1 protein-coding gene is annotated in these 1,059 nt (G+C 61.2%); it reads right to left on the bottom strand.

Going from position 1 to position 1,059, the window contains the following annotated elements; genetic code table 11:
- Positions 1-1,059, bottom strand: a 1,059-nt coding sequence (locus ACFWJO_RS37445; protein WP_386872588.1) for a cytochrome P450, incomplete at both ends; no start/stop codon positions are given.

Genomic DNA, 1,059 nt, shown 5'->3' with positions numbered 1-1,059 from the left:
AAGCGCTGCACGAGCGTGGCGAGCGCCAATGCCATCTCGTGCAGCGCGAACTGACGTCCGATGCACGAACGAATGCCGGTGCCGAACGGCTTGAACAGCTCAGGAGCGCGGCCGCGGTTCGCCTCAGGCGCAAACCGGTCAGGATTGAACTCTGCCGCGTCAGGACCCCATGCAGCATCCCGCTGGGTCGCCAGCAGGAGCACGAAGACCCATTCACCCTTGGAGAAGGCGTAGTCACCGACAGTCGTGTCGTGCTTGGCAGCTCGGAAAAAGCCGGGTGCCGTCGGCCACAGACGAAGGGACTCGTTGATGACCTGGCGGGTATAGCGCAGCTTAGCGACGTCCTCATAGGTGGCGTCCCGGTCAGCGAAGACCGCGTTCGCCTCGTCACGCATTCGTCGGGCTACGTCGGGATTCTGCGCGATGAAGTGCAGTGCGAAGCTGAGCGCATTGACCGAGGTTTCGTGGCCGGCGATCAGGAAGGTGAGAACCTGATTCCGAATGTTCTCGGGATCGAGTGCGACATCACTGTCCGAATGCAGCATGTGGTCGAGCAAGTCAGGCCGGCGCTCCCCCGACTTGATTCGTTCCGCGATGACGTCATCGACGGTGTCGACGAGTAGCTGGTAGTCCTTGCGGTTCTGCTCTTCATCCTTCCGGCGTAGCAGTTTGCCGACGAACGGCACCGGGATCCCGGCCTTCTGGGCGTACGTCAGTGTGCGGCTCATCGCAGCTACGAACGGGTGTTCCTGCGTCCGGGTGAAGGAGTCGAATGTGTAGTTGAATCCGCACCGTCCGATCACCTCGAGGGTGAGCTTGCCCATCTCCTCGACAGTCGGGATATACGTTTCGCCTTGGCGTTCGATGCTCGCGGACAGCTCGTCGACGGCCGAAGCCATGACACCGTGGTAGGAAACCATCGCTTCCTTGGTGAATCCGGGCATGAGAACCTCATGGGCCTTCGCCCAGTTCGATTCCCAGTTATAGGCCGTGAAGAGGCCGTCAGCGGCAATCGCGCGAAGATTCTCCAGCGGCCGACCGATGAACTTCTCCCAATGC

The sequence above is a fragment of the Streptomyces sp. NPDC127092 genome (assembly GCF_042722475.1).
In the GTDB taxonomy this organism is placed as follows: Bacteria; Actinomycetota; Actinomycetes; order Streptomycetales; family Streptomycetaceae; genus Streptomyces.
The sequence above is the reverse complement of the archived record's forward strand: the minus strand, read 5'-3'. Positions and strand labels throughout refer to the sequence as shown.